General features: G+C 64.8%; 23 protein-coding genes and 1 pseudogene. 11 read left to right on the top strand and 13 right to left on the bottom strand.

Going from position 1 to position 24,452, the window contains the following annotated elements:
- Positions 1 to 3: 3 nt before the first annotated feature.
- From ACVT6V_RS18935 to ACVT6V_RS18920, 4 genes are all read right to left on the bottom strand, one after another.
- On the bottom strand, positions 4 to 1,590 hold the full coding sequence (locus tag ACVT6V_RS18935) for a flavin-containing monooxygenase (RefSeq protein ID WP_489895440.1): 1,587 nt from the start codon (positions 1,588 to 1,590) through the stop codon (positions 4 to 6).
- Positions 1,583 to 2,575 (bottom strand): alpha/beta hydrolase, encoded by a 993-nt coding sequence (locus ACVT6V_RS18930; protein ID WP_489895438.1) that lies wholly within the window; start codon positions 2,573 to 2,575, stop codon positions 1,583 to 1,585. The genes ACVT6V_RS18935 and ACVT6V_RS18930 overlap by 8 nt, the downstream gene beginning before the upstream one ends.
- A gap of 561 nt (positions 2,576 to 3,136) precedes the next feature.
- On the bottom strand, positions 3,137 to 4,954 hold the full coding sequence (locus ACVT6V_RS18925; RefSeq protein WP_489895436.1) for an MFS transporter: 1,818 nt from the start codon (positions 4,952 to 4,954) through the stop codon (positions 3,137 to 3,139).
- Between the two features lie 246 nt (positions 4,955 to 5,200).
- Positions 5,201 to 5,884 carry a TetR/AcrR family transcriptional regulator gene (locus ACVT6V_RS18920; RefSeq protein WP_489895434.1) on the bottom strand — a complete coding sequence of 228 codons (684 nt, stop codon included), beginning with the start codon at positions 5,882 to 5,884 and terminating at the stop codon, positions 5,201 to 5,203.
- 282 nt (positions 5,885 to 6,166) lie between these two features.
- Between ACVT6V_RS18920 and ACVT6V_RS18915 the strand changes: the two genes are divergently transcribed.
- From ACVT6V_RS18915 to trxA (ACVT6V_RS18900), 4 genes are all read left to right on the top strand, one after another.
- Positions 6,167 to 6,967, top strand: a complete 801-nt coding sequence (locus ACVT6V_RS18915) for a ferric reductase-like transmembrane domain-containing protein (protein ID WP_489895432.1) — start codon at positions 6,167 to 6,169, stop codon at positions 6,965 to 6,967.
- Entirely contained in the window at positions 6,927 to 7,358 is a 432-nt protein-coding gene (locus tag ACVT6V_RS18910; RefSeq protein ID WP_489895430.1) for a nitroreductase/quinone reductase family protein, read from the top strand. The genes ACVT6V_RS18915 and ACVT6V_RS18910 overlap by 41 nt, the downstream gene beginning before the upstream one ends.
- Before the next feature lie 89 nt (positions 7,359 to 7,447).
- Positions 7,448 to 7,825 (top strand): thioredoxin, encoded by a 378-nt coding sequence (gene trxA, locus ACVT6V_RS18905; protein ID WP_489895428.1) that lies wholly within the window; start codon positions 7,448 to 7,450, stop codon positions 7,823 to 7,825.
- Positions 7,826 to 7,934: 109 nt separating this feature from the next.
- Entirely contained in the window at positions 7,935 to 8,312 is a 378-nt protein-coding gene (gene trxA / locus ACVT6V_RS18900) for a thioredoxin (RefSeq protein ID WP_489895426.1), read from the top strand.
- A 94-nt stretch (positions 8,313 to 8,406) separates the two neighbouring features.
- Here trxA (ACVT6V_RS18900) and ACVT6V_RS18895 read toward each other — a convergent pair whose 3' ends face one another.
- The 4 genes and pseudogenes from ACVT6V_RS18895 to ACVT6V_RS18880 form a co-directional block, all read right to left on the bottom strand.
- Positions 8,407 to 8,754 carry a universal stress protein gene (locus ACVT6V_RS18895; RefSeq protein ID WP_489895424.1) on the bottom strand — a complete coding sequence of 116 codons (348 nt, stop codon included), beginning with the start codon at positions 8,752 to 8,754 and terminating at the stop codon, positions 8,407 to 8,409.
- Positions 8,754 to 10,184, bottom strand: a complete 1,431-nt coding sequence (gene tnpB, locus ACVT6V_RS18890) for an IS607 family element RNA-guided endonuclease TnpB (protein WP_489895422.1) — start codon at positions 10,182 to 10,184, stop codon at positions 8,754 to 8,756. The genes ACVT6V_RS18895 and tnpB overlap by 1 nt, the downstream gene beginning before the upstream one ends.
- Positions 10,184 to 10,759 (bottom strand): annotated as a pseudogene (locus ACVT6V_RS18885) (IS607 family transposase). The gene tnpB and the pseudogene ACVT6V_RS18885 overlap by 1 nt, the downstream one beginning before the upstream one ends.
- A 40-nt stretch (positions 10,760 to 10,799) precedes the next feature.
- The gene (locus tag ACVT6V_RS18880) at positions 10,800 to 11,393 is read right to left on the bottom strand and encodes a universal stress protein (protein WP_489895420.1); all 594 of its coding nucleotides are present in this window, start codon (positions 11,391 to 11,393) and stop codon (positions 10,800 to 10,802) included.
- Positions 11,394 to 11,724: 331 nt separating this feature from the next.
- On the opposite strand from ACVT6V_RS18880, the gene ACVT6V_RS18875 reads away from it, so the two are divergent.
- Positions 11,725 to 12,285 (top strand): Rv1733c family protein, encoded by a 561-nt coding sequence (locus ACVT6V_RS18875; protein WP_489895418.1) that lies wholly within the window; start codon positions 11,725 to 11,727, stop codon positions 12,283 to 12,285.
- A gap of 46 nt (positions 12,286 to 12,331) precedes the next feature.
- Here the strand turns inward: ACVT6V_RS18875 and ACVT6V_RS18870 are convergent, their stop codons facing one another.
- Positions 12,332 to 13,825 (bottom strand): IS1634 family transposase, encoded by a 1,494-nt coding sequence (locus ACVT6V_RS18870; RefSeq protein WP_489895416.1) that lies wholly within the window; start codon positions 13,823 to 13,825, stop codon positions 12,332 to 12,334.
- 162 nt (positions 13,826 to 13,987) lie between these two features.
- Positions 13,988 to 15,670 carry a sensor histidine kinase gene (locus tag ACVT6V_RS18865; protein WP_489895414.1) on the bottom strand — a complete coding sequence of 561 codons (1,683 nt, stop codon included), beginning with the start codon at positions 15,668 to 15,670 and terminating at the stop codon, positions 13,988 to 13,990.
- 203 nt (positions 15,671 to 15,873) lie between these two features.
- Between ACVT6V_RS18865 and ACVT6V_RS18860 the strand changes: the two genes are divergently transcribed.
- From ACVT6V_RS18860 to ACVT6V_RS18850, 3 genes are all read left to right on the top strand, one after another.
- The gene (locus ACVT6V_RS18860; RefSeq protein WP_489895412.1) at positions 15,874 to 16,218 is read left to right on the top strand and encodes a PadR family transcriptional regulator; all 345 of its coding nucleotides are present in this window, start codon (positions 15,874 to 15,876) and stop codon (positions 16,216 to 16,218) included.
- Between the two features lie 54 nt (positions 16,219 to 16,272).
- Complete coding sequence (locus ACVT6V_RS18855; RefSeq protein WP_489895410.1) at positions 16,273 to 16,920, top strand: response regulator; 648 nt, start codon at positions 16,273 to 16,275, stop codon at positions 16,918 to 16,920.
- Between the two features lie 150 nt (positions 16,921 to 17,070).
- Positions 17,071 to 17,952 carry a universal stress protein gene (locus ACVT6V_RS18850; protein ID WP_489895408.1) on the top strand — a complete coding sequence of 294 codons (882 nt, stop codon included), beginning with the start codon at positions 17,071 to 17,073 and terminating at the stop codon, positions 17,950 to 17,952.
- Positions 17,953 to 18,002: 50 nt separating this feature from the next.
- On the opposite strand, the gene ppsA is transcribed toward ACVT6V_RS18850, so the two are convergent.
- On the bottom strand, positions 18,003 to 20,330 hold the full coding sequence (gene ppsA / locus ACVT6V_RS18845; protein ID WP_489895406.1) for a phosphoenolpyruvate synthase: 2,328 nt from the start codon (positions 20,328 to 20,330) through the stop codon (positions 18,003 to 18,005).
- 248 nt (positions 20,331 to 20,578) lie between these two features.
- Between ppsA and ACVT6V_RS18840 the strand changes: the two genes are divergently transcribed.
- Positions 20,579 to 21,430 carry a 3-hydroxybutyryl-CoA dehydrogenase gene (locus ACVT6V_RS18840; RefSeq protein WP_489895404.1) on the top strand — a complete coding sequence of 284 codons (852 nt, stop codon included), beginning with the start codon at positions 20,579 to 20,581 and terminating at the stop codon, positions 21,428 to 21,430.
- 58 nt (positions 21,431 to 21,488) lie between these two features.
- Positions 21,489 to 22,349 carry an LLM class F420-dependent oxidoreductase gene (locus tag ACVT6V_RS18835; RefSeq protein ID WP_489895402.1) on the top strand — a complete coding sequence of 287 codons (861 nt, stop codon included), beginning with the start codon at positions 21,489 to 21,491 and terminating at the stop codon, positions 22,347 to 22,349.
- Between the two features lie 4 nt (positions 22,350 to 22,353).
- Here the strand turns inward: ACVT6V_RS18835 and ACVT6V_RS18830 are convergent, their stop codons facing one another.
- Both ACVT6V_RS18830 and ACVT6V_RS18825 read right to left on the bottom strand, forming a co-directional pair.
- Entirely contained in the window at positions 22,354 to 23,502 is a 1,149-nt protein-coding gene (locus ACVT6V_RS18830) for an RNA polymerase sigma factor (protein ID WP_489895400.1), read from the bottom strand.
- A complete protein-coding gene (locus ACVT6V_RS18825; protein WP_489895398.1) occupies positions 23,499 to 23,906 on the bottom strand; it encodes a YciI family protein in 408 nt (135 codons plus the stop codon). Before ACVT6V_RS18825 ends, ACVT6V_RS18830 begins: the two co-directional genes overlap by 4 nt.
- A 157-nt stretch (positions 23,907 to 24,063) precedes the next feature.
- On the opposite strand from ACVT6V_RS18825, the gene ACVT6V_RS18820 reads away from it, so the two are divergent.
- Entirely contained in the window at positions 24,064 to 24,432 is a 369-nt protein-coding gene (locus tag ACVT6V_RS18820; protein WP_489895396.1) for a DUF2834 domain-containing protein, read from the top strand.
- Positions 24,433 to 24,452 lie beyond the last annotated feature (20 nt).

The following is a 24,452-nucleotide window of genomic DNA, read 5'->3' as shown; positions in this document are numbered from 1 at the left end:
GCATCAGGCTAATTCGAAGCCGTGATAGTGGGCGATCGCCACGCCATCGCCGATCTGTTTGTACGTGCCGACCCCGCCGACGAAAGGCAGGGCGGCACGTCGCTTGCCGGGAACATTCGCGCCCATGTACCAGGACGGTGCCTGCGGTAGCAGCGTGAGGTCTGCGACGTCGTTGTTGGTGTTGACCCAATTGTCCTCGGCATCGACGTCCGGTTCGATGCGCGTGAGCCCCTGGTCGCGCAGATGCTGCAGTGCAGCGCTGATCCATTCGACGTGATACTCGATTGAGGTCACCATGTTCGACAGCACCGACGGACTCTGCGGGCCGGTCACCGTGAACAGATTCGGGAACCCGGCCGACATCAGCCCCAGATAGGTGCGCGGTCCGTCGGCCCACTTGTCGCGAAGTGTCAGGTCACCGTGACGGATCTCGATCGCGTCGAGCGCCCCGGTCATGGCGTCGAAACCGGTGGCCAGGATGATCACATCGAACTCGTACTCGGTCTCGCCGACAAGGATCCCACGTTCGGTGATCCGGTGGATCGGATGCTCGTTCACATCGACCAGGGACACGTTCGACTGGTTGTAGACCTCGTAGTAGCCGGTGTCCACACACATTCGTTTCGCCGCGATGGGGTATGACCGAGGAGTCAACTTCTCGGCCGTCTCGGGGTCTTCGACCTTCTGGTGGATGCGGTTTCGCACGTACTCGGCGGCTCGCTCGTTGGCCTCCGGGTGCTGCAGCAGGTCACGGAACGACTGTTGAAAGCACAGTCCGCCGTCGTCCCAGCGCAGTCCGAGTTCGGAAGCGATGCGATCGTCGTCGAGGTCATCGTAGAACGGCGGTAGCTCGTCGCCGCAGAGCGCCCCGCCGACCGAGAGCCGGCACTCTTCCCGGTAGTCGTCATAGTGCGTCTTGAGTTCTGCCAATTCCTCGGCGATGAGCCGGTTGTGGGCCGGGACCGCATAGGTCGGGGTGCGCTGGAACACCGTCAGCGAGCCAACGGTCGGGGCGATGGCGGTGATCGTCTGTACGCCCGAGGATCCGGTTCCCACGACGGCAACACGTTTGCCGCTGAGATCGACGCCGCCGACCGGCCAGTTCCAGGTCCAGTAGGTGTCGCCGGTGAAATCGTCCAGGCCGTCGAACGTCGGAACCAACGGCTTCGACAGACATCCGGTCGCGGCGATCACGAACCTCGACGTGATCCGCGAACCGGAGTCGGTGGTCACCGTCCACACATCGTCGGAATCGTCGAATTCCAATGACTGGACCCGCGTGTCGAAGGTGATGTCCCTACGGAGGTCGAAGCGATCGGCGACGTGTTCGAGATAGGACAAGATCTCCGGCTGAGCGGCATAGCGTTCGGACCAGTTCCACTCCTGCTGGAGGTCGGGATCGAACGAGTATGAGTAGCCGATCGATTCGATGTCGCAGCGTGCGCCCGGGTATCGGTTCCAATACCAGGTGCCGCCCACTTGTGGACCCGCCTCGATCACATGGGCGTCGAACCCGAGGTCGCGCAGCTTGAACAGCTGGTAGAGACCGGAGAAGCCGGCGCCGATGATGATGACGTCGCGATCAGGCATCAGTGGTCTCCTTTTCCGGAGCGCGGGAGGACTCTTGCGCTGTGCGAGTGTGGTTGGTGATGAATTCGCTGATGTGGTCGGCGACCAGTTGGATGCCTGTCTGATAGCCGGGCAGGATGTTCGCCATCTGGAAGTAGATGTGCATCTGGCCGTCGGCCTGTGTCAAAGTCACCGGCACACCGGCCTTCTCGAGCGCTGACGCGTAGGCGACCCCCTCGTCGTGCAGTGGGTCGTACTCGCAGACATACACCAGCGCCGGTGGTAGGCCGGCCAGGTTTGTCGCGCGCAGTGGCGACGCATCCGGATCCGTACGCGCGTCGGCGTCAGGTAGATAGTGATCCCAGAACCAGATCATCGTGTCCCGACTGAGCATCAACTGGTTTTCCGGGTTCACATACGACGCCGTCTCGAAGTCGCAATCGGTGACGGGGTAGACGAGGGCCTGGTAGTCGACCCGCGGTCCCTGCCGATCCCGCGCCCACAACGCCATGACGGCGGCGATGTTGCCGCCGGCGCTGTCCCCGGCGATGATCAGTGGTGCGCCGGGCCTCGCGAACTCCGCCGCATGATCTGCCGCCCAACACAATCCGATGTAGCTGTCCTCGATCGCGACCGGAAACCGGTGCTCGGGTGCCTTGCGGTAATTGACCAACACGACCGTGGACCGGGTCCGATTCGCCAAGTCGCGGCCCACATGGTCGTACTGGAGGTCGATGTCGCCGAGAACCCATCCCCCACCGTGGAAATAGACGATGACCGACTCCGGCTCCCCCTCGGGTACCAGGACACGCACACGGAACGTGCCGCCGTCGTTGCCTTCCAGTTTGAGATTCTGCACTCGCGCGACGTCCGGACCTCGACCACTCATTCCGGCGAAGATCGGTCCCGACATCCGCGCCAGCGCAGGAGTTTGTTCGCTGATCGGTGGCTGGCGTTCCTCCGCGAGTTGTTGCAGGAGCCCCTGCGATACAGGTTCGAGTGGCATGCGGTCTCTCCCTCACCGTCGTAAGTCCATCAGCATGATCTGTGGACCCTGTGACCTCTGTCACGTACGAACCTATGGCGCTTGCGGTGTGACCGACAGCACAGGAGCGGCCAAAACTCGGTAGTTCGGGCCACTGCTGGTGTTGCCGACCTCGGACCTCCGAACCGATCGGAGACTCTCATCCGGCGTCCGACGTGACCCGCACTCTGCTGAACCGCCACCTCCGAGCTGCATGAATTCGGCCCTGAGGGGTGAAGCGCCGGCCGCCACGACAGCGGAGGAGCGTCAGAGGGGTGACCCTTCGTGACGCTCCTCCGCTGGCGCTCCGGAGCTCCTCAGGGATCGGTGGTCGGGTCGTCCGCTGGCGCTCCGGAGCTTCCCGGGCACCGGTGGTCGGGTCGTCCGCTGGCGCTCCGGAGCTCCTCAGGGATCGGTGGTCGGGTCGTCCGCTGGCGCTCCGGAGCTCCTCAGGGATCTGTGGTCGGATCGTCCGCCGGCGCTCCGGAGCTCCTCGGGGACCGGGCCGATCTGTCGGCGAGTTGGCCTGCGAGAGATCGCTTCTCAGGCCGACCGCAACGCGGACAGCTCCCGCTCGACGACGGCGTCGTGTTCCTGCGCGTCGAGACGAGCCCTTCGCGGGTTCCATCGACCCTTCAGCACGAAGATGAACGGCACGAACAGGAGCTGAGCGATGACACAGATCCACCACCAGACCTGCCACTGGCCCGGATTGTCGTCTTGTGCCTGTTTCACGTCGGAAGCGTGCTCGGCGAGGTAGGCCTGATCGGCGGGTGGGATCGGATCGGTGCTCAGTTGCTGAAGGCGTGCCACCGCGTCCTGAGGAGTCGCCGCCAGACCTGCCCGCATCAACTGGGCGACCGCGGACGCACCCGCGCGCGCGTCCATCGGGTTGGCGGCCAGGGCGCCGAGCGTCGCCGGCTCCACCGCGCTCGCCGTGGCCACTTGTTCGGGATACTCCGCGACGATCTCCGACACTCGGGAACCCTGGTCGACGAGTGTCGATGTCGCCGGGACCACGAAAGTCAAGGCGGTCAGTGCCAGCGTCACGGTGATACGGATCGTCCATCCCCAGATCGCCAGGCCCGTCGCCGTGGCGGCCGGGTTGTGTCGTTCCACCGTCTCGGTGAAGCTCGCCATCCAGGCGCAATAGGCGATTCCGCCGCCCACTGCCTGTATCACCAGCACCATCGCGAACGTGTAATACCCGGTATCGGGATGTGTCGCCAGGATGGCGAAGATCGCCGTGCCGACGATCGAGATCGCAGCACCGATCGCCATCAGTGGCTTGCGTACCCGGATCTTGTCGGAGATCACACCCGCGAGGATCAGTGCGATCGCGTTCGCGACCCAGTACCAATTGGCCAGACCGTTGGCGCGTGCTTCGGAGTAGCCGAAGGTCGTCGCGAAGTACACCACGAAGAACCCGACCGCGATGTAATAGAACAGCAGGAACAGGCTGATCGCGATGGCTGGGCCGATGACGTCGAATCGGAGCATCTGACGCCAGTGTCCGCGCAGGGCCGTCTCGGCATCGATGCCGCGGGCGCGGGCCTCGATGAGCGCTCGTTCGCGAAGGCTGACCATCAGCTGATCCCGTAGCCCCGGCGAGAGCTCGCGCAGCCCGACGATGGCTATCACTGCCACGATCAGCCCGACTATGCCGCATACGTAGAACTGGAACTGCCAATCCGGGTGTGCATCGAGTGTGCTGCTGGAGACGGCGGTCACCACCAAGCTGCCCAGCACCGGGCCCATCGTCCAGAATGCCATCGCCGACGCCCGGCCGACCTGAGGTGAGAAATCACGGATCAGCGCAGGCGTAGCCACGAGGATCATGCCTTCGACGATGCTCAGCAGCGCGAAGAAGATGGTGTACCACAGGGTATTCGGAGCCAGCGGCAACGCGAACAGCACCAACAGACCCGTGATCACCAGGCCGATGACGACCAGGTTGGCACGTCCCCATCGGTCGGCGAGTCCGGCGGCCAGTGATGCGAACGCACCCACGAGATTGCCGACGATCGAGATGACGACGAACTGGGTGAAGGTCATGCCGAACGAAGCGATGATCTTCGTCGCGACCGCCCCTTGGATGTAGAGCTGGTAGTACAGAACGATCGTGGCGAGAACGGTGATTGCCAGATATCGGTAGCGTGCCGCGGCTTCCGGATAGCTGTCGAGTTTGCGATCCCAGAGCGACCGCAGCCCACGTGGCGGGGCGGCGCTCGCGCTCCTGTCGATCAGCTCCGTCTCAGTGTGTGTCAACCTGCTTCCCTTCTCCGACAATGTGATCTGACTGCCGGCGATAGAACCGGCGTAGGCGACTGCGTGGACGGGCTCGAGGGTCTCCGCGGCCATTCCCGAGCTCATTGTGTGAGCTACCCCAATGTGTGAACGTGCTGTGATGCACGTCTCAGAACTGTATAGTTGAAGTCGCCGTCAACTTCAATAGCGGAGGACAGAGTCGGGACCGAACAGATCTCGTCGGCGACCGGGGGGAGGTCGTCCTTCTTCCCGATGGCGACTACCCGGCGACTTCGGATCGATGCCTGCTCGGCAGGAGTCGGCAGGCAGGGGCGATCAGCGGGGCCGGCGAAAAGGATGTCAGGAAGCGAGTCGAAGAGCGTTGGCCCACAAAATGGTGCATGCGTCCGTAACCGCGTCGATGTCGACAGGCGGTTTGCCCAATTCAGGCTCGACCACGAAGAAGGAGAACGCCAGTCGGCTGATCATTCCGGACAGCGCTCGGGATGCGAGCAGCGGGTCGAGGCGCTCGTCGACCAGTCCTCGCGACTGCAGCGCCTCGATGCTCCGGGCATTGCGGAGAACGAACGCCTCGGCTCGCTCATGACGTAGGCGGCGGAACTCGGGATCGATGTTGGCGACCTGCTCGAGGACTCCCATCAAGCGCGCATTGCGTTGGTACGCCTCGAGATACGCGCGGTTGCTGGCCGCGATGACGGCTACCGGATCGTCATCGTCGATGACGTGAGGCATTCCGGGATGCAGCATGTCCTTCTGTGACATCTCGAGGACCGCCGCGAGAATCTCCTCTTTGCCCGCGAAATATGTGTAGAACGTCCCCGACGAACAGCGTGCTTCGGTGGTGATGTCGATCAGCCGGGTGTCGAGATAGCCGAGCCGTTCGAAAACCATGCGCGCCGCAGAGATCAACGCGTCGCGGGTGCGGATGCCGCGAGGGGTGGACGGCAATTCACGCAGCAGGGCCGGGCTGGCCATGGACGGCGCCGGCTGGGCCGCTGAATCCTCACGTTCAGAATCCGACATGACTAGACGTTATCCCACGTCGAATCAGGTAGGAGGTGACGTGCACGGTCGATTTGGCATCCACGCTGTTGCCGATTCCCGCTCTTTCGGCCGGGACGACGCTGCACACCGTTGACAGGTGGTTCCCAGCCCGCTGCCAGTCACCCCCCGACTTCGCGACAGAGGATTGGCCACGTGACATCGGGCAATCTTGTCGCTCCCGCCCCTCCATCGGCCGGTGCGGCGCCAGCCGTCGGTACGCGGCGACGCCGAGCTCATCGGAGCCCTCGTTGGTGGCGAGACGTGACCGGAAGTGTGTTCTGGGCACTGCTTCTCTTCGTCACGGTGCTCTGGGTGGCCGGCGGTGGCCTGACCGACACGGGGACGGCAGGTGCGATCGTCACCTCGATCGGGCGCCTGGCCGGGCTCTGGGCATCGGCGTTGATGCTCGTCCAGGTGATCATGATGGCGCGAGTGCCGTTCATCGAACGTGCGTGGGGGCGGGACGCACTGACCCGGGCGCATCGCTGGGTCGGTTTCGGTTCTTTCGCTTTGCTGCTCGCGCATATCATGCTGGTCACCGTCGGATACGCGGATGTCGACCTGGCGCACATCTGGCCGACCGTCGTCGACTTCGCGCTCGACTATCCGGGCATGCTGCTCGCGATCGCCGGGACGGTATGCATCGTCATGGTCGTGCTCACGTCGTACCGGTTTGCGCGCCGCCGCCTGCGCTACGAGTCCTGGCACCTGATCCATCTGTACGGGTATCTGGCTGCAGGACTCGTACTTCCCCACCAGCTCTGGGCGGGACAAGAGTTTCTTCGATCCGTGCTGCGGCAATCCGCGCCGGGGCAGAGCCGGCGTCCATCCACTGTGAGTACTTCGAGATCTGAGAGACCATCTGGTGTGACATCTGGGCCACGGCCTGCTTTGTGGACCCGGTGCGCTGGCACGGCATCCGGACAGCGCGATCTACCGATATGCGGGCCTACCGCAACACCGATCGTCGTAGGCTTCTCCCAGCTTTGTCGTGCGCCGTACCGACCGAGGAGTAAATGCGATGAGCGAGTACCAGGACTGGAACAACCAGATCATCGATGAGTTCCGGGCCAACGACGGCAGGGTCGGAGGGAACTTCGAGGGGGCCCCGATGGTGCTGGTCCATCATCGAGGTCGCAAGACCGGCAAAGAGAACGTCACTCCGATGATGTATCTGCCCGACGATCAGGATCCCACGACGGTTTATGTCTTCGCGTCGAAGGCGGGCGCACCCAGCAATCCCGCCTGGTACTACAACCTCACCACCGCGGGTTCCGCCGAGGTCGAACTCGGCACCGAAAAGCGTGCGGTCTCGGTCAGTGAGGTCACCGGGCCTGATCGCGACCGCATCTATGCCGAACAGGCTCGTCGCTACCCGGGATTCGCCGACTATGCGGTAAAGACCGAAGGTATCCGGACGATCCCGGTCCTCGCGCTACACCTGCATCAGTGAGCAGCGCGTCGTCGCGCGGAGCGCGGCCCGGCGCGAACACCGCGGACTGAATCGGGAATATGCCCAGACGGACGGGCCTTGCAGTGGTCATGGGCACTCGTGAGATCACTCTGGACAATCTGCAGGACACCATCGGAGAGGGTGGCATCGTGCTGCTCGACTTCTGGGCGAGCTGGTGCGGTCCCTGCCGCCAGTTCGCGCCGGTCTTCGAGAAGGCCGCACAGGACAACACCGACATCGTGTTCGGCAAGGTCGACACCGAAGCCGAGCAACAGCTGGCTGCCGGCTTCCAGATCCGGTCGATCCCGACGCTGATGGCATTCCGTGACGGTGTCCTGGTATTCAATCAGCCCGGCGCCCTGCCGACCGCGCAGCTCGATCAACTGATCGGCGCGGTGCGCGACCTCGACATGGACCAGGTGCGCGCCGAGATCGCCGCAGCCGAACAAGCACCGGATGACGCCTGAGGCGTCCCGCGGTCTGGACGCATCGCCGCGGGCCGCACCGGAATGGACAGCGTGATCACGGTGACATCTCCGAGGGAATATACCCCCAGGGGTATGCATTGAACAGATCATGAGCACTCGTGAGATCACTTTGGAGAATCTGCAGGACACCATCGGAGAGGGTGGCATCGTGCTGCTCGACTTCTGGGCGAGCTGGTGCGGTCCCTGCCGCCAGTTCGCGCCGGTCTTCGAGAAGGCCGCACAGGACAACACCGACATCGTGTTCGGCAAGGTCGACACCGAAGCCGAGCAACAGCTGGCTGCCGGCTTCCAGATCCGGTCGATCCCGACGCTGATGGCATTCCGTGACGGTGTCCTGGTATTCAATCAGCCCGGCGCCCTGCCGACCGCGCAGCTCGATCAACTGATCGGCGCGGTGCGCGACCTCGACATGGACCAGGTGCGCGCCGAGATCGCCGCAGCCGAACAAGCACCGGATCGCGCCTGAGCGGTCGCTGCTCGGGCACCGAACCCCGGCCCGGAGCCGGTGCCCGGCAGGCGTGGGCAGTGTCGCGTTCCCGGCGGCACTCGCCCGCCGAGGCCTACGTCGCGCTGTGGACGACCATGACCGGGCAAGGCGAGACATGGAGCACAGCTCGGCTGGTGGAACCGAGAAGTAGTCCGCGGAAGCCTCCGCGTCCACGGCTTCCGACCACCACGAGCTGAGCAGTCTGAGCCGCATCCGCGATGCGGTGCGCCGGTGTATCGACCGCGACGATGGTGTCCATGCCGACGTCGGGGTAATCCTCGCGAAAGCCGGCCAACTGCTCGGCCACCAATGCGATCGCCTCGTCGTGCCATCGCTGCATCACCTCGTTTCCCGCACCGTAGAACGCGTCATGGGCAGAGCCGTTGCCTGTTGGTGAGCAAAGGTGAGTGTGCTCGTTCATCAGGCAGCCTCGCCTTGCGGTGAGGCGCTTCCGTTACCGGATTCAGGTTTCATCGCCACCAGCGCCGCCGGAGCGGTCGTCTTACGGTCGGCTCCACCATTGTCGAAGCAGGCACTCTGCTCCGCTCGCGCATAGCGTGCGAGGTTGATTGCGGCGTTGAGATCACGATCGATCTGCAACCCGCAGTCGCCGTTACTGCACTGGTAAAGGCGTTCTGACAGGGCCAGTTTGGTTTTCACTGACCCGCAGCCAGAACACGTCTTCGAGCTTGGATACCACCGATCGACTCGCACGCATGTCGAGCCGTACCAGCCGGTCTTGTAGTCGAGCTGCCGGAAGAACTCACCGAGCCCGGCATCAGCGATCGAACGATTCAACCCGCGTTTGCGGGCACTACCGGCGGCCATCATGTTCTTCACCGCGAGCGTCTCGGTACCGATCACCTCGAACGACTGCGCCAACCGGGTGGTGAGTTTGTGGAGTCGGTCACGCCGCAGGTTCGCGACCCGCGCGTGCTCGCGGGCGAGCTGCTGTTGGGTACGCCGCCACCCGGCCGACGGCTCCTGCCGGGCCGTACCTGCGGGGTCGTCCCACGGGCCCTGCTGGCGGGCCGCTTTGCGGTGCAACGCCCGCAACCGCCGCCCGGCATGGGAGAGTTCCTTCGGTGCCCGAACCCGCATCACCTCCCTGCCCTCCGGGGTCGCGGCGACAACAAGGTCTTTCACCCCCAGATCGATCCCGACCACCGGTGCGACCAGCTTGACGTGTGTGGGCCGCTGCACGGCGCGGGCGACGACACAGGTGAAGCTGACCAGCCACCGGCCGCGCTCGAATCGCACTGTGGCCCGGAGAATCCGTGCCGTACCCGATTCCAGGCGCCGCGCGAGCTTGCGAGTCGACTCATGGACCCGGACAGTGCCGAGTTTGGGCAACGTCACGTGATGGCGGTCAGGCTCGACGCGGATTGCGCCGGTGGTGAAGGTGAACGTGCGGGTCGACCGTTTCGATTTAAACGACGGGAACCCCACCCGCGCACCACCACGGGCGCCTTGTCGGCTGGCATCGAAGTTCGCCAACGCCTCCGATAGGTTCCTGCACGCCCCGGCGTAGGCCTCCTTCGAGTTCACCGGCCACCACGGCAACCCGTCCTCGTCGAGGGCCACCTGGTGCTTGCGGCGGTTGAACTCATTCCGCAATGACTGGAACGACCACCTCAGCGACGGGGTCAGGTCCTCAGGAGCGATCCCGTAGGACTTCTCGGCCTCCCGCTGCGACAGATTCGCCTTCACCGCCCGCAGCATCGTGTTGTATGCGAACCGCGCACCACCAGCATGCGACTCCAACACCCCGACCTGCCCATCGGACGGATCGAGTGCGTACTGGTACGCCTGTAGCACGTGCCCGTCCGGGATCTGGAACCTCACGGCCATCACACAGTCCCAGCGTTGGGTTGCTTCGCCGCGGTGACCGCCCGCATGGCCCGGTTGCGTGCTCCTCGCCGCCCGTACAGGCGGGCGCACATCGACGTCAGGACCTCGATCATGTCGCGGACCAGATCATCGTCACTCTCGCCGTCGTCGGCCACCACAATACGACGGCCCTGCACCGACAATGCAGCGTCGAGGTGCTCGACCCCGAACCGGGCCAGACGGTCCCTGTGCTCCACGATCACCACTGTTGCAGATGGGTCCGACAACACCCGCCGAATCTTCGGCCGCTTGCCATTCAAGCCCGAGCCGACCTCGGACACGACCTCGCCAACCGTGTGCCCATTGACCGTGGCCCACTCGCTCACCCGCGCGACCTGCCGGTCCAGATCAGCCCGCTGGTCATGCCAGGACACCCGCGCATACACAACAGTCCGACCAACAGGCTCGGTGACCGAAGTCTCCACCCACATCGTCCCCGACTCCAACCGCCGAGCAGGAACCGGCATCCGACCCTCACAGAACCACCGATACGCCGTCTACCGATGAACACCCTGCGACCGCGCCCACTCAGCCAGCTACACACGCCAACAAATACACACCTTCGATCACGTTTACTCACAAACCAACGAACTGTTCAGAGCCCCCGTAGGTGTGGACCGCCAGCACTGAGGTGTTCAGCAACGAGGCCTGCCGGAAGGCCTCGGCCACGGCCGCACGCGACAGCGGTGAACCGTCGACGCCCACCACCACCGGTCCGTCCGCTGCGCTCGGACCCGAGACCACGACGACCGGACAGTTCGCGTGCGCGACCACATCCGTACTGACCGAGCCCAGCATCAATCCCTTGACTCCTCCGCGCCCGCGACTGCCCACGATCAGCGTGTGCGCGCGGGTGGAGATCTCGCGCAGTGCCAGCGCGGGTGTGCCTTCCAGCACGGTTCCGGTCACCGAGGGCGCGGGTGCCGACTCCGTGACGAGTCGAACGGCATCGTCGACGACGCGCTGCGCCTCGGCGCGCATGGCATGCTTGATCTCGGTATAGGTCATTACGACTCCCGGCCCGTAGGCGGCCGGGACGATTCCGGCGACGCTGACCACCGTCAAATCTCGGTGTTCGCGAACCGCGGCCGCGGCGGCCCAACGCAGGGCATCCGTCGCGCTGTCCGACCCATCCACCGCCACCATCATCGGCGCGTTCGGCTCGCTCATGTCCGTCTTCCTTCTTCCCGGTGAATGCTGGAACCACATCAACTGACGCCATTACACGCTCGCCGTAGGCGTCTGCGCGTGAGTCGAAGGTCATCCTCCGCGAGGTCGACGGGCATCACGGTCTCCAGGCCATCGTCAGCCGGGTGTTGCGGTCAGCGCTCGGCGGATCGCCCCAGGGCGCCGGGCCCAACGGCCCACCCGCGACGAAGGGGACATCGCGGCCAACCGGGACGAAGGTCATCGGGCCTGCAGTCCAAGAACCGATGATCGATCAGCGGCGCAGCGATACTCTGGGAGTTGGAGTCCGGCCGTCGGCAGGGAGGCGAGACACATGCTGCAGCAGCTTTCCCGGGAACTCCACGCGTGGCGGTTGATGCACACGTCGGCGAACAAACTCGTCCGCCCGGTCGACCGCATCGAGACTTTCGCATTGGTCGTCGTGACCATCGCCGCCGCGGTGGGCTTTGCGGTCAGTCTGATCATCGGCAGCAGCACATACACCTCGGTGACATCGACGATCGATCATCAGGCGCCGCGTCACTCTGTCGTCGCAACCATTACGAAAGCTCCAGCGCGACTGGATATGCCGACCACTGTGAGGTGGACCCAACCGGATGGTCGATCGATGAGCGCTCAGATCGGTTCATTCCGTACCGACATCGTCGGCGGGACGCGAACTCTCTGGGTCGACGATTCCGGAACCGTGGTGAACCCGCCGCGGACGGCGGCCGATGCTCTGGTCGACGCTCTGATCGCCACTGCGGCCACCACGCTACTGGTGGTGTTGGGGTGGTGGCTTCTCACCGCGGCGATCCGACGTCTCCTGCAACGCAGTAGGTATCGCGTGTGGGAAAACGAGTGGCGAGATCTTGACATCAACAGCCACCACTGACCGACTCCGCTCGTATGTCGCGATATGGCTCCTGACTTGGCTCAAGTTAGTGTCCACCGCGAATGTCGATGATCGCTTTTTGCAGGTCGTCGGGGATCGGGTCGGCGGCGTTGATGGTGTGTTCGCCGGCCTGAATGGTGATCGCGCGGTAACGGCGGGCGGTGGTAACGAACTTCTTGATCGACCAGCCTGAGCGGGCCTCGATGACCCGGGTGATCGCCAGGGTGGCGAACACGATCGACAGGTGCGCATCGATCGAATCGCGCAGGCGGTGGTAGATAGGACGCGCGGCCAGATCATGTTTGGACATCCGGAAGCTCTTCTCGATCTTCCACAGGTTGTGGTAGGTGCCGATCACGAAATCCGCTGTCGGAGAACTGATATTGGTGGCATACGCCTTCCACCCGGCCAACGTGCGGGCGCGGGTCTCCAAATCTCGGTTGACCGTCTTATCGGCGCCCTTGAGGGTGACGAACCGGTTGCGTTTGACCGGAATCTTGCCGGCCACAGCCTTTTCCGCTTTGGCGATCTGTTCGTCGATACCGCGGATCGACCGGCGCGCCCGATCGGCTTTGTACTGGTAGTAGACCACCTGGTTACGGCGATACCTTGTTTTGGAGGTCGCCGGCCACGGCTGGGTCAGCACCAACCCATCCGGTGGCGCCTGATCGGGATTATCGTTGTGCCACTTACTGATGACGTACGGGATCGTGGGGATCTTCTCGCCCAGGATGAACGACAACCCGGCCACCTCGATGGCCTCCTTGTTGGCTGCCGAGATCATCCCGGCATCGGCGACCACGGTGACGTCCTCAAGGCTGTAGGCGGCCATGAACGCCCGCAGGGTGGGCATCATCGTGGCTGTCTCGGCTCTATTGCCCTCGAACGCCTGGATCATCAGCGGGAACCCCGACGCGTCGGTCAACAACCCCACGGTGATCTGCGGCTCGAGCCGGCGTTCTTTCGAGAAGCCGGGCTCGCGAAATCCGTCGGCCTTGTCGGTCTCGAAGTACAAGGTCGTGACGTCGTAGAGGCAGAAGGTTGCCGGTCCCACCCGCGCGTGATCGGCGCACGCCGCGGCCAGATCACGGCGAAACTGCGCGGCCGCGTACATCGGCAGACGACGTTTGATCGTCGCGTACGACATCGGCTCGACACCGACCTCGCTCAACACTCGCAGGGAGTCGAGTTTGCTGGTGGGTTCGATGATCCTGGCGAACACGAGATCACGAAACACAGTGTCCCCATTGACCTTCTCAGAGAAACCGAGAGTGTCGTAGACCTCGGTGAGGGTGTCCCACAGCACCGCCATGCGCGAGGACGTGATCGGCAAGGCTCCTGGCCCCGCCATCAGCCCGAGATCCAGCTGCTGCTGACCGGCTTGCAGCCGCTCGGTCGCCGCCGCCTTCAATGCCGCCAGTTCCTGGTCGCTGTGTGCCGAACCGATGTGCTCGATCGTGCGCGATCCGCGGCGATTGGAGTGCACGATCTGGACCGCCGTCGCCCCCGACTTGGTCTTCACCGTGCGCACAAATGCCACGCCCGCCAGCCTACGAGGCACCGGTTAGTGTCCACCCCGCGACCCATCACCCCAGATCAGACCCCATCCGAGTCTGAAAATCTGGGAAAATGAGCCAAGTCAGGTGACATCAACAGCCACCACTGACCGACTCCGCTCGTATGTCGCGATATGGCTCGTCGGTCATTGGAGTGGTACCGACCATCGCAGCACGAGCCCACTGCCGGTCGGTGGCGGGGAGAGTGTGAGGGAACCGCCGAAGGCCTCCGCTCGCTCACGTAGGTTGGTCAGGCCGCTCGCGGTGACGTCTTCGGGTAGGCCGATGCCGTCGTCGACGACCTCGACCACCAGGTCGTCGGCGACCGAGATGATCACCGTCATGGTGTCGGCTTGCGCATAGCGGACAACGTTGCTGACCGCCTCCCGCAGCACCGCCAACGCCTGCTCCGCGAGCCGTGGCTCGACCACGGACAAGGGCCCCGACAACCGGACATGAGTGCGCAACGGTAGTGCGTCGTCGACCTGCTGATCGATGACCTCGTCTATCCGTTGCCGAAGTCGCGTGATCGCCGAGTCGGCGTTGTGCAGGTCGAAGATCGTGGTGCGGATCTCCTGGACGACGTCCTGGAGATTGTTGATCGTCCGGGTCAATCGCTCCCGAACGTCGGGCGACTGCGTTTGCTGCAACGTCGCCTGCAAGCTCATGCCCTCGGCGAAGATCCGCTGGATCACGTGATCGTGCAGGTCGCGCGCGATCCGTTCTCGATCGGCGAGAACCTGTACCTGTTGTGCCCGGTGGCCGGCCATGGCCAACTCCAGGGCAAGCGCCACCTCGTCGGCGAAATTCGCGCTCAGCGCCAACAGTTCGTCGGAGAAGGACGGCTGACCGGCCCGGCGCAGCACCACCAGTACACCGCTGGTGACCTCCAGAGTGCGTAACGGTGCCACCATGACAGGGCCATAACGATTGGACACCTCATCGGTGGGGCTGAATCGAAGCCGATCGCGGCGCAACGGAATCCGCCTGGAGAACGCCTCGCCGGAGGTCGAGTCCGCCACCGGAATGGATGTGCCGACCACGTCGCCCGCGTGCTCGCCCTCGGCCACGGTCACCACGAGTTCGCGAACCATCCCGGCAGGCTGGTCGGACACGGGAGGCTCCGCAACGAAAACGAGGTTCGCATCCGTAAGGACGAGGGCCTTGCGCGCAATCATCTCGACGACCGCGTGCTGGTCGACGCCGGACAACAATTCCATGCGGATGTCGCGGGTTGCTTCGATCCAGGTGAGCCGCGTCTGCGACTGCTCATACAGGCGGGCGTTGTCGATCGCGATCCCTGCCACCGACGCCAACGCCTGGATCACCAGCTCGTCGTCTTCGGTGAACTCGGCACCACCCTTCTTCTCGGTGAGGTAGAGGTTTCCGAAGATCTCGTCACGCACTCGGATCGGAGTCCCCAGGAATGTGGTCATCGTCGGGTGATGTGCCGGAAAGCCGACCGAGTCGGGGTGCTGCGAGAGGTCTTTGAGCCGAACAACTCTCGGCTGATCGATGAGTAGACCGAGCACGCCTCGGCCGCTCGGCAGCGGACCGATCCGGGTGCGCGTGGCGTCGTCGATACCCTGGTGGATGAACGCGCTCAGGTCGTGTCCGGTGCCGCGAATGCCGAGCGCCCCGTACTCGGCGTCGACGAGGGTCACCGCCGAGTCGACGATCGATGCAAGTGTGGCCTTCAGGTCGAGTCCGGAGCTGACCGCCAGCATGGCCTCGAGAAAGCCGTCCGTCGGATCTCGGACGCGCATCTGGGACAGCGGGTCATGCCTGTCCTCCGACTGATCCCCCGCGCTTCCCGAATCAGCCGTCATGAGGACTGATCCTAGTGGTGCCGACACCGCTCGCACAGCAGGTCGGGGTGCGCCGACGGCGTCCATCACCGTCGCGGGTCGTCTTCGCGGCGCGGCGGCACAAGTCCCTCGGGGAAAGGGTACTGCGGCCCTGTACAACCTGCTCGAGCAGTCGCACAGTGAAGAGTGACGGGCGGACAGCCGGCCCCAGAGAGGAAATGACGATGCGATCCATCGAGTACGCAGCGAAACGTCTCCACATCCTGGGTTGCGCGATCGCAGAACCGATGCTTGAACCTCATATCGAGGCAGAACTCATCCGCCGCGACTATCGGCTCCAGTCCAGCGAACTGCGTGCGATCCTCGAGGAACTCGTCGCGAATGGTCTGTTGACCATGGACTGTCAGCTGGCCGGATACGAACAGCTGCGGGTGTATCACACGACGCCGGCCGGCCGGATGGCGTGGGCGCAGGATTGTCGCGCGCTGAGCAAGCTCGCGGACGAGGTTTTCGGGACGAACCTCTCAACCGAGGCCGTGCATCCCGGAGTGCCGGTCCGAACCGGCTGACCCGCTGCTTTCAGACTGTGATCGCCAGCCATCAGCTCCGGTCGGGAGGAACCGATGATCTCCGTGTTCTTGGTCGATGACCACGAAATCGTTCGGCGGGGGCTGATCGAACTGCTCGATTCCGACCCCAACCTGACAGTCGTCGGAGAGGCCGGGGATTGTTCACATGCACTGGCGCGCATCCCGGCGCTCCGGCCCGACGTCGCCGTGCTCGACGTACGCCTCCCCGACGGCAACGGCATCGAATTGTGTCGGGAACTGCTCAGCAAGGTGGACGGCCTCCGGTGCCTGATGCTCACCTCCTTCACCGAGGATCAGGCGATGTTGGATGCCATCCTGGCGGGTGCGAGTGGATACGTTGTCAAGGACATCACCGGAATGGAGCTGGCGAAGGCGGTCAACGAGGTCGGTGCGGGCCGGTCGTTGCTGGACAATCGTGCGGCGGCCGCATTGATGGATAGGCTCCGTCAGCAGCAGGAGCACGAGTCCGGGCCATTGAACGGCCTCAGTGACCAGGAGAAGATCCTGCTGTCCCTGTTGGGCGAAGGTCTCACCAATCGCCAGATTGCCGAGCGGATGCACCTGGCCGAGAAGACCGTGAAGAACTATGTGTCGCGCCTTCTGGCCAAGCTCGGAATGGAGCGACGAACCCAGGCCGCCGTGTACGCGGCCAAGCTGGCCGACGAGCGGCGCAACCGCTGATCCTCGATCAACTCCCCTGCCGGGGCACCTGGGCGGCCTGGGGCGAGGCATTTCGGCCCAGCGATCAGGGGTCTTCGACACGTGCCCCAGCCATTCGAAATGAGTTCTACTGGAACAGTATCGACCACTTCGGGCACGGAGGTGATCCACGTGTCGGCTGGTCTGACCGTCGTGGGCGTCGACGGTTCTGGGACCGCCTTGGAGGCGGTGCGTTGGGCGGCGAAGGATGCCGAACTCCACGAATCCGCCGTTCTCCTGCTGTCATCGATGTGCCCATCTGGCGCCACGATCCTGCCGGCCGCGTACCGCGCGTCGTTGCGTTCGGGATGTGAGCGCGCATTGTCCGAGGCGCGCCGCACAATCGCAGCCGCGATGGCCGATGGCTCCCGGGTCGGCGTCAGGGTGGAGATCGTGACCGAGGCGCCGATTGCGTCGTTGCTCACCCGGTCTGAGACCGCGTGGATGCTGGTCGTCGGCGATCGGGGCCACAGGCGGATCGTTCGCGCGAGCATGGGATCGGTGAGCACCGCTCTGGCCTCGCACTGCCGCTGTCCCTTGACCGTCGTCGGCGAGCGGTCCGCGTATGTCCCCGTCGACTCAGCGGTGGTGGTGGGGACAGATTGCTCCGCGGCCTGCGCGACGGCGCTGGAGACCGCGTTCGACCAGGCGTCGGCTCGCGGTGTCGCTGTCACGGTGGTGCACGCATGGGCTGACAGCGACCTCGCGTTGATGGGGTCGGATCAGAATCTGGCGCGGCAATGGCCGGTGCACCGTGCCGACGCCCAGGAACAGCTCGACGATGCCCTCGCCAATGTCCGCGCCAGATACCCCGCCATTCCGGTTCGTGCGGTTGTGGTCCGGGATCGGCCGGCTCGTGCGCTGCTCGATCATGCGCAGGCGGCACAACTGGTCGTGGTGGGCAGCCGCGGGCGAGGCGGGTTCTCCGGCATGCTCCTCGGGTCGACCAGTCGAGACGTGCTGGCCGCGGCGCACTGCCCCATCACGGTCGTTCGGTGGCACCGCGGGATGTGATGGGCGAGCGCCGCGGTGGATCCATTCGAGCGCGCACCAAGGGTTCTGCGCTACCCGTCCTGTGTTCCCGGCGCCGCGTGACGCAACACATTGTCCAGCAGCAGCCGTTGTTCGGCACGTGCCACGTGCCGACGGGTGGCCGCCACCGCGTCAGGGTTCACCGAGATCGACGTGATACCCATTCGCACCAATCTCTCGGCAAAGGCGGGATCGGTCGATGGCGCCTGCCCACACAGTGACGACGAGATTCCACAATCACGGGCGGTACCGATGATCGTCTCGATGGCGTCGAGCACCGCCGGATCACTCCCGTCGAACAACTCGGCACATGTTTCGGAATCCCGGTCGACCCCTAACATCAGCTGGGTGAGATCGTTGCTCCCGATCGACACGCCGTCGATACCGGCGTCGACGTACTGGGGCAGCCAGTACATGACCGAGGGCACCTCGGCCATGATCCATCGGTGCATCCCACGGTGCCCTCCGAGCGGGCTGTGGTCGATGAGATCAAGGCAGCGCTCCAATTCCCACCGAGTACGCACGAACGGCAGCATCAGGTGGATGTTCGCGTGCGACTCGCGCGCCAGCGCGATGGCCTCGAGTTCGAGGCGGAAGACCTCAGGGTCCCGGACGTAACGGAAACACCCGCGGTAGCCGATCATCGGGTTTCGTTCCTCCGGTTCGAACTCCGCACCACCCGCGAGCCTACGGAATTCGTTGCTGCGAAAGTCCGTGGTGCGGTACGTGACCGGACGTGAGCCAAACGGCGCGGCGATCCGGCTCAGTGCGTCGGACAGGGATGTGACGAACCTTCGACTGTCACCATCGGCGATCACGGCACGCGGATGGCGGCCGGACAACGCGTCGGTGAGCATGAACTCCGCTCGCACGAGCCCAACACCATCGACGTCGTCGGCGGCGATCTCGGCGGCGCGATCGGGCGTGCCGAGGTTGACGTAGATGTGCGTTGCCGTCACGTATTCTCGGCCGACGGATCGCGCAGTAGAGGCTGGTCTCGTCCGTGAATCGACCAGCTGCGGAGCCGTACCCGCCGTCACCTCCCCCGTCGTTCCGTTCACGGTGACGATGGACTCGTCCGCGAGATCCCTGGTGCCCGAGCGGGTGCCCACCACACATGGGATACCGACCTCACGCGCGACGATCGCCGCATGGCAGGTGACGCCGCCTCGATCGGTGACCACTGCGGCGGCTCGCCTGATCGTCGGCAACCAATCGGGATCGGTCATCGGCGCGACGAGTACCTCCCCGGCTCGGAGGCGAGGGCCCTCCTCCGGGGCCATGAGTATCCGCGTCGGGCCGCTGGCGATGCCGGGTGCGGCCGCCAATCCGTGCGCCAATCGCTTTCCGCCGGTGGACTTCTCGGGCATGGTCCCGCTACGCAATCCCGTCGGGTCCAGCGTGGTGATCGGGCGCGACTGGACGATCCACACTGCGCCGGCATCGTCGATGGCCCATTCCATGTCCTGCGGGTCGCCGTAATGCTTCTCGGCCGCCAGCGCCAGCCCGACGATGGTTCGGACCAGATCGTCGTCGAGGACGGGCAGCGAACGTTCCGCTTCGTCGAGTTGTTCGCGGTGATCGTGCCCGTCCGTCCCGCGAACGATACGAAAATCCTGCGTTCCGGCGGTCCGGGTGATCGTCGAGTCACCATCCTTCGATACGACGTACGTGTCGGGTGTGACCGCACCGGAGACGACGACCTCACCCTGGCCGCGAGCGGCCTCGAGGACGAGACGACTTCGATCTCCGGTGACGGGATCTGCCGTGAACACAATGCCGGCCGTGACCGCGGCAACCATTCTCTGCACCACCACCGCCATCAACGGCTCGCCGCTGAGACCCTTGCCGGCCCGGTAGGTGATGACCCTCGGGCTGAACAGTGAGGCCCAGCAGCGTCCGACTGCGCCGACCAACCCGGCCTCGGTGGAAACGTTCGTGAACGTGGCATTCATCCCGGCGAACGATGCGGTGACGCCGTCTTCACCGATCGCCGATGACCTCACCGCCACAATCGCGTCGGTGTCACCGTCCGTGCTCAACTCCTGATACGCCGCGACCAGCGCATCCCGCACAGCCGGGGCGATCCCGGCCGCGGACACGATGTTCGTCATCCGATCAGAGAGCATGGCCACCCGATCGCCGTCGTCAACCGCGTTCAACGCCTGACGATGGACATCGATCAGTTCGTCACGCACCCCCGCGTGCTCCATCGAGTCGGAAAAGGCGGTGGCCGACAGCACGAACCCGCCCGGCACCGGCAGCCCGGCCCGCGCCAGCTCGCCGAGATTTGCGCCCTTGCCGCCGACGAGGGATGTATTCTCGAGGCCCAGTTCCTCGATCGCGACCACGTAATCCATACGTCCACGATTGCCGCTGCGATGGCCGCTCACCAGTGTCGAACGCGGTGCAGCGGGAGGGCTGATCGTCACCGTCAGCGGTACCTAGGACCCTGGCGAACTCGGCCGTCCGCCCATCCGTGACCTGGTCACCGCAACCTGGGCATGGCAGATGCCCACGCGCCCGCTAGGTTGTGAACAGACTGTCGGCGGCGGCCGATGCCGCCGCCCGATGGGAAACCCTGACATCCGATACGACGGAGGATCGCGTGACACAGCTGGGAGTGATCGGTGGCGGCACGATGGGTGCCGGTATCGCCGAGGTGGCCGCACGGGCCGGAGACGACGTGCTGGTCCTCGAACGGGACGAGGACACTGCCGCGGCCGCACGGGCACGCGTCGAGAAGTCGCTGGCACGGGCGGTGAAATCGGGCAAGGTCTCCGACGAACAGGCGCAGGAGTCCCTGGCACGGCTGCGCACCACCACCACGATTGCCGACTTCGGCGACCGCGAACTGGTGATCGAGGCGTTGCCCGAGATCGAGAAACTCAAGGTCGAGTTCTTCGCCGAACTGGACAAGGTCACACCTGCCACCACGATCCTGGCCACCAATACGTCGTCGATCCCGATCGTCCGCATCGCGAAGAACGTCGCCGATCCCTCCCGGGTCGTCGGCGTGCACTTCTTCAATCCGGTGCCGGTGATGCCGTTGGTGGAGATCATCGCCAGTCTCGCCAGTTCGCCGCAGGCGATCGAGACCGTCACCGCCTACGCCCGTGACCACCTCGGCAAAAAGACCATCCAGGCCGGCGACCGTGGCGGTTTCGTCGTCAACGCCTTGCTCATCCCCTATCTCGTCAGCGCGATTCGCATGTACGAGAGTGGTTACGCGACAAAGGAAGACATCGACGCCGGGATGATCAACGGTTGCGCCCATCCGATGGGTCCGTTGACGTTGTCCGACACGGTCGGCCTCGACGTGGTCCTCGACGTCTCCGAGTCCCTCTACCAGGAGTTCCGGGAACCGCACCTGGCGCCGCCGCCCCTGCTGCAGCGCATGGTCGACGCCGGTTACCTCGGGAAGAAGACCGGGCGGGGCTTCTACGACTATTCGTCCTGAGCCCCACCGCGACCGCCGCACTTCACGTCGCAGCCACACCACCGGGTAGGGTCGCGGTATGGATCTCGACGGGGTGGGTATCTGGAGTTCGCCACTGCGCTACGGCGATGCGGGAGCGGCTGCGGAAGCGGCATCGGAGCTGGACGAACTGGGTTTCACGGCGCTGTGGATTCCCGATGTCGGCGGTCCGGTGCTCGACGCCGTGGAGAACCTTCTCGGCGCCACCGAAAAAGCCGTCATCGCGACCGGAATCCTCAACATGTGGATGCATGAGCCGGACGATGTCGCGGCCGCGCATGCCCGCCTGACGGAGGAGCACGGTCCCCGATTCCTGCTCGGCCTCGGGATCAGCCATGCACCGCTGATCGACGCGGGCGAACCCGGTCGTTACCGCAAGCCGCTGGCGACCACCAAGGCGTTCCTGGACGGGCTGGACGCGGCCACACAGCCGGTCCCGGCCGACAGCCGGGTCCTTGCGGCTCTCGGCCCGAAGATGCTGGACCTGGCCGCCGAACGCAGCCGCGGTGCACACCCGTACCTGGTGACGCCGGAGCACACGGCGATCGCTCGCGCAGCCCTCGGTGAGGCTCCGCTGCTCGCACCGGAGCAGACCGTGATCCTCACCGAGGACCGCGACGAGGCCCGATCGATCGGCACCAAGTGGCTGCGCGGGTACCTGGCGATGCCCAACTATGCGAACAACCTTCGCCGCCTGGGCTTCTCGGACGATGATCTGGATTCGGTGAGCGACCGCCTCTTCGACGAGATAATCGCCTGGGGTGACGAGGCCGACGTGCTCGCCCGCATCGAGCAGCATCGCGCGGCGGGCGCCGATCATGTCTGTCTGCAGGTGTTGCAGGCAGATCAGCGCGCCATTCCGCGCGAGCAGTGGCGTCGGTTGGCCGACGCTCTGCGATAGGCGGTCACAACTTATCCATAGAGGCACGTACGCGGGCGGCCTGACGGGTGAGATGATCGCGTTCGGCCACACTGGTTGCCACGCGGGCCGCCGCGGCGTAGAGGTCGGCGGCCTGATCTGCGTCGCCGGCGCGTTCATGTAGGTGAGCCATGACCGCGGTGTGACGGGGCACCCGGGAGTCGACATCGGCCAACGCCGCCAGACCGGCATGTGGTCCATCTGCCTCACCGACCGCCACAGCCCTGTTGAGGCGGACGACCGGACTCGGGGTGATGGTCAGCAGTTCGTCGTACCATTCGACAATCTGGACCCAATCCGTCTGATCGGTGCTGCGGGCATCCGCGTGCAGGGCTGCGATTGCGGCCTGTGCCTGGTATTCCCCTAGTCGGTCGCGACCCAACGCCGCCTGCAGAATAGCCACCCCCTCGGCGATCAGCACGGTGTCCCACAGGGATCGGTCCTGTTCGGCGAGCGGCACCAGCCGACCGCCCGGACCTGTACGAGACGCGCGACGCGCGTGGTGCAGGAGCATGAGTGCGAGGAGTCCGGCGACTTCGGGCTCATCGGTCAGGGCATCGAGTTGGCGGGTCAGGCGGATCGCCTCGGCCGCGAGGTCGATATCTCCGCCGTATCCCTCGTTGAAGATGAGATAGAGCACCCGCAACACCAAGGCGAGGTCGCCGGGCTGGTCGAGCGGCAGTCCCATGATGCGCTTCTTGGCCCGGCTGATCCGCTGCGCCATTGTCGGTTCCGGCACGAGATAGGCCGCCGCGATCTGTCGGGTGGTCAGTCCGGCGACCGCACGTAACGTCAACGCGACAGCCGAACTCGGCGGCAGGTCGGGGTGCGCACAGAGAAAATACAACTTCAGGGTGTCGTCGGTGGCCGGTGCCGCGCCGGCGGCCGGTTCCGCATCGACGACGATCTCCCGGTCGCGCCTTGATGACTCAGCGCGCGCGGCGTCGAGGAACTTGCGCCACGCGACCGAGATCAACCAAGCCTTCGGCTCCCGGGGCGGGTCGTCGGGCCAGGTCTCCAGCGCCCGGATCAGTGCCTCCTGCACGGCGTCCTCGGCCGACGCGAAGTCTGCTCCACGACGGACGAGGACGCCGATCACCTCGGGCACGAGGTCGCGCAGCAGCGACTCGTTCACTCGGTGACCGTGGGCGGTTCGGTGAGAAACGGACGGACCTCGAGCCATTCGTGGATCGGCTCGCCGCCCGCTCCGGGAGCGGCGGACAACTCGCCGGCCAGTTCGAGGGCGCGATCCCACGACTCCACGTCGATCACCATCCACCCGGCGATGAGGTCCTTGGTCTCGGCGAACGGACCGTCGGTCACCGGTGGGCGTCCTTCGCCGTCGTAGCGGACGAACGTACCCTCCGGTGCCAAGGCCTGCGCGTCGACCATCTCACCCGTCTCCTCCAGCCGTTTGGAGAAATCACGCATGAACTGAATGTGCGCGTCGACCTCGTCAGGGGTCCACTGGTCCATGGTCGTCCAGCCGTCGACCGGTGTCGGACCGCCACGGTAGTGCTTGAGCAACAGGTACTTCATGGTCAATCTCCTTCGCGTCGTGCGGCCCGTGTCGGCCGCTCGTATCCCTGGGACGGAGCAGAAGCCCGGTTCTCGACAGTCCGAAGCGTACTGATTTCGGGGTGTCCTGATCTAGTGCATGATGGTCGGCGTCCACGCCACGAGAAGGAGATGTTCCGTGTCAGCATCAGCACCGGCCACAGACTGGCAGCGTCGATCGCTCATCGTGATCTTCCTGGCGGCACTCGTCACCCAGAACGCGATCGCTCTTCCCTATGTTCAGAAGAACGGTTGGCGATCGACCGCGGACTTCTTCGTCGGGGACATCCACAAGACCACGCCGGGCCGATTCGCGACGGTCGATCTCGGTTTTGTGGTGATCGGGTTTCACGCGTGGGCATTCGCGGAGGCACGTCGCCTGCACATCGTCGGTTGGTGGCTTGCCTCGGTCGTGCTCACGTTCGGTGTCGGCATAGCCACCGCCATCCCGTTCTTCTTCCTGGCCAGAGATCGGGCGTTGAGCGCTTCACGGGCACACGCGGCGTGATGAGTTGACCTTCATGTTGC

It is taken from the genome of Gordonia sp. LMA167 (assembly GCF_058130025.1).
This window is presented reverse-complemented; position numbering and strand designations above follow the sequence as displayed.